Raw genomic sequence first — 3554 nt, 5'->3', positions numbered from 1 at the left:
GAGTGGGAGGGGGTTTTATCCGGGGGGTGGGGAGGCGCAGCGACCGTTTTGGCGCAGCCAAACACAGCGAGAGGAGGTGCAGCGAAGCAAACCGTAGGCGCTGTACCCCGGATGAATCCCGGAGCGAAGGAACCCGAGCCTAAGCGAGGGCCGAACGTCAGGGTAAAGCCCTTTGGTTACTTTGGGGCGTTTGCCAAAGTGACCCGCCGTAAGGGCGGAACCCTAAGCAGCCGCTACCGCAGCAACAGATATACACCCAAAAACATCAGACAACAAAAAGGCGCCCGAAGGCGCCTTCTTGTCTTACAGCAGTCAGGCCATCTCAGCCGTGGTTTCGAAGTCAAACGTCAACTCACCATCCTTGATGTCGATATGCACCACACCGCCATGCTCGGCCAGCTCGCCAAACAGAATCTCCTCCGCCAGCGGACGCTTGATCTTGTCCTGGATCAGACGCGCCATCGGACGTGCGCCCATCGCCGAGTCATAACCACCCGCCGCCAGCCAGCTACGCGCGGCATCAGTGACCTCAAGCAGCACACGCTTGTCTTCCAGCTGCGCCTGCAGTTCGGTAAGGAACTTGTCCACCACACTTTTGATGACCTCATGGCTGAGGCGACCAAACTGGATAATGGTGTCCAGACGGTTACGGAATTCCGGCGTGAAGCTCTTCTTGATCACTTCCATCGCATCAGACGAATGATCCTGATGAGTGAAACCGATCGAAGCACGCGCCGCAGTTTCGGCACCGGCGTTGGTGGTCATGATCACGATCACATTGCGGAAATCCGCCTTGCGCCCGTTATTGTCGGTGAGCGTACCGTGGTCCATCACCTGCAGCAGCAGGTTGAAGACTTCCGGATGCGCCTTCTCGATTTCATCGAGCAGCAATACGCAGTGCGGTTGCTTGGTGATCGCTTCGGTCAACAAACCGCCCTGATCAAAGCCGACATAGCCCGGAGGCGCACCGATCAGACGCGATACGGTGTGACGCTCCATGTACTCGGACATGTCGAAGCGCACCAGTTCGATGCCCAGCGCTTTGGCCAGTTGCCGCGCGGCCTCGGTTTTACCGACACCGGTGGGCCCTGCGAACAGGAACGAACCGACAGGCTTGTCAGGCGACTTGAGCCCGGCACGAGACAGCTTGATCGCGGTCGACAGCGAATCGATCGCCGCGTCCTGACCAAATACCGTCAGCTTCAGGTCACGCTCCAGATTGCGCAGCAGTTCCTTGTCGGAGCTGGTGACATGTTTCGGCGGAATCCGCGCGATTTTCGCCACGATGTCTTCAACCTGTGGCACGTCAATGCGCTTCACGCGCTTGTCGGCCGGCTGCAGACGCTGGTAGGCACCCGCTTCGTCGATCACGTCGATGGCCTTGTCCGGCATGTGCCGGTCATTGATATAACGCGATGCCAGTTCAGCAGCCGCGCGCAACGACTCATCGCTGTATTCGATGTTGTGGTGCTGCTCGAAACGCCCCTTCAGGCCGCGCAGGATACCGATGGTGTCCTCCACCGACGGCTCGACGACATCGACTTTCTGGAAGCGTCGTGCCAACGCACGATCCTTCTCGAAGATGCCGCGAAATTCCTGGAACGTGGTCGAGCCGATGCAGCGGATGTCGCCAGACGATAGCAGCGGCTTGAGCAGGTTCGAGGCATCCATCACGCCACCGGACGCGGCACCCGCACCGATGATGGTGTGGATCTCGTCGATGAACAGGATCGCCTGCGGACGTTTTTTTCAGTTCATTGAGCAGCGCCTTGAAGCGCTTCTCGAAATCACCGCGATACTTGGTGCCTGCAAGCAGAGCGCCGAGGTCGAGCGAATAGACGACGCTGTTGGCCAGCAGATCCGGCACCTGGTTGTCGACAATGCGCTTGGCCAGGCCTTCGGCAATCGCGGTTTTACCCACGCCCGCCTCGCCCACCAGCAGCGGATTGTTCTTGCGTCGACGCGCGAGGATCTGCGCGACACGCTCGACTTCCGTCTCACGACCGACCAGCGGATCGATCCGCCCCTGGCGAGCAAGTTCGTTGAGATTGCTGGCATAAGCGTCCAGCGGATTGCCTGAAGAAGAAGACTCACCGCCCTCGTCGTCCTGCATATCTTGTTCACCTTCAGAGTGATCGCCATGCCCCGGCACCTTGGAGATGCCATGGGCGATATAGTTGACGACATCAATGCGCGCAACGCTCTGCTGTTTCAGCAGGAACACGGCCTGACTCTCTTGCTCACTGAAGATTGCAACCAGCACGTTGGCGCCAGTCACTTCGCGTTTGCCCGAGCTCTGTACATGAAAAACAGCACGTTGCAGTACACGCTGGAAGCCCAGGGTTGGCTGGGTTTCGCGATCTTCGTCGTGGACGGGGATCAATGGCGTGGTTGAGTCGATGAACTCCTGCAGGTCGTGCTTGAGTTTGTCGAGGTTTGCGCCGCAGGCACGCAATACGGTGGCGGCAGCCTCATTGTCCAATAGGGCCAGCAGCAGGTGTTCGACGGTCATGAATTCATGACGCTTCGAACGAGCCTCCTTGAAGGCAAGATTGAGGGTGACTTCGAGCTCGCGGTTTAACATAGCTTCACCTCATACCCAAGTGGTCGGCGATTAACCGTCCTTCTCGATTTCACAGAGTAGCGGATGCTGGCTTTCCCTGGCGTACTGGTTGACCTGCATGGCCTTTGTCTCGGCGATGTCGCGGGTAAACACTCCACATACTGCCCGTCCTTCTGTGTGAACGGCCAGCATGACCTTGGTCGCCAGCTCGCGATTCAGGTTAAAAAACACCTCGAGCACTTCGACGACGAAATCCATCGGTGTGTAGTCATCGTTGAACAAAACCACCTTGTACATCGGCGGCGCCTGTAACGCAGGCTTTGCTTCCTGAACAGCAACGCCTGCCGAATCGTCGTCGTGCTCCTGTGGAAGATCCTTCTGGAGAAGCGGGCGATCCTGATTGAATGTTAGTCGAATCTGGCTGATTGCATGCATGGAAAGAAAGGTTCGTCAGTTGTGCAAATACAGTGGTGGGGGCGGCTGTATACCTTTTCAACTCCGACTGCCCGGTCACCTTGACTATCGGGAAAACGGTGTTACAACCAATAGAGCCCACAGTGGGTAAAAAAGATCCGCGGAGTCAATCTTTTTAACGGATTCGATTGCGGATGAATTGGATGATACTCCAGCGATGGAGACTGTTGCAGAGGGATTTGAGCATGGCTGTCGGCAAGGTGAAATGGTTCAACAATGCCAAGGGGTTCGGTTTCATTAACACCGACTCCCGCGAGGGGAAGGACGAGGATGGCAAGGAGATCGATTTCTTTGCCCATTACTCCGCCATTGAAATGGACGGGTACAAAACCCTTAAAGCCGGGCAAGAAGTCAAATTCGAGATCGTGCAAGGGCCGAAAGGCCTGCACGCCATAAAAATTCAGAATGTCGAGGCCGCAAAAGATAGTGCCTCGACAGCCGCTCATCACCAATCCGTGACCAGCTGAAGCCAACCGGACACCTGCCAGAAAACAAACCGCCCGGCTCGATCACTCGA

The 3554-nt window shown here is 57.0% G+C and carries 2 protein-coding genes and 1 pseudogene; 1 reads left to right on the top strand and 2 read right to left on the bottom strand.

The window, feature by feature from the left end; all coding sequences use genetic code 11:
• Positions 1–312: 312 nt before the first annotated feature.
• Positions 313–2584: pseudogene (clpA, locus tag HT737_RS26070) on the bottom strand (ATP-dependent Clp protease ATP-binding subunit ClpA).
• A 30-nt stretch (positions 2585–2614) separates the two neighbouring features.
• A complete protein-coding gene (gene clpS / locus HT737_RS26065) occupies positions 2615–2998 on the bottom strand; it encodes an ATP-dependent Clp protease adapter ClpS (protein WP_011334948.1) in 384 nt (127 codons plus the stop codon).
• A gap of 224 nt (positions 2999–3222) precedes the next feature.
• Here clpS and HT737_RS26060 point away from each other — a divergent pair, with 224 nt between their 5' ends.
• Positions 3223–3504, top strand: coding sequence for a cold shock domain-containing protein (locus HT737_RS26060; RefSeq protein ID WP_182404277.1), 282 nt, complete (start codon positions 3223–3225; stop codon positions 3502–3504).
• The last annotated feature ends 50 nt before the right edge of the window (positions 3505–3554 follow it).

Origin of the sequence: Pseudomonas sp. MD195_PC81_125, from assembly GCF_014060985.1 — a bacterium.
Classification (GTDB): domain Bacteria; phylum Pseudomonadota; class Gammaproteobacteria; order Pseudomonadales; family Pseudomonadaceae; genus Aquipseudomonas; species Aquipseudomonas parakoreensis.
This window is presented reverse-complemented; position numbering and strand designations above follow the sequence as displayed.

Excerpts from the sequence above, each read along its gene's own strand:
- HT737_RS26060 (WP_182404277.1), top strand. The coding sequence starts at position 3,223 with ATGGCTGTCGGCAAGGTGAAATGGTTCAACAATGCCAAGGGGTTCGGT.
- clpS (WP_011334948.1), bottom strand. The coding sequence starts at position 2,998 with ATGCATGCAATCAGCCAGATTCGACTAACATTCAATCAGGATCGCCCG.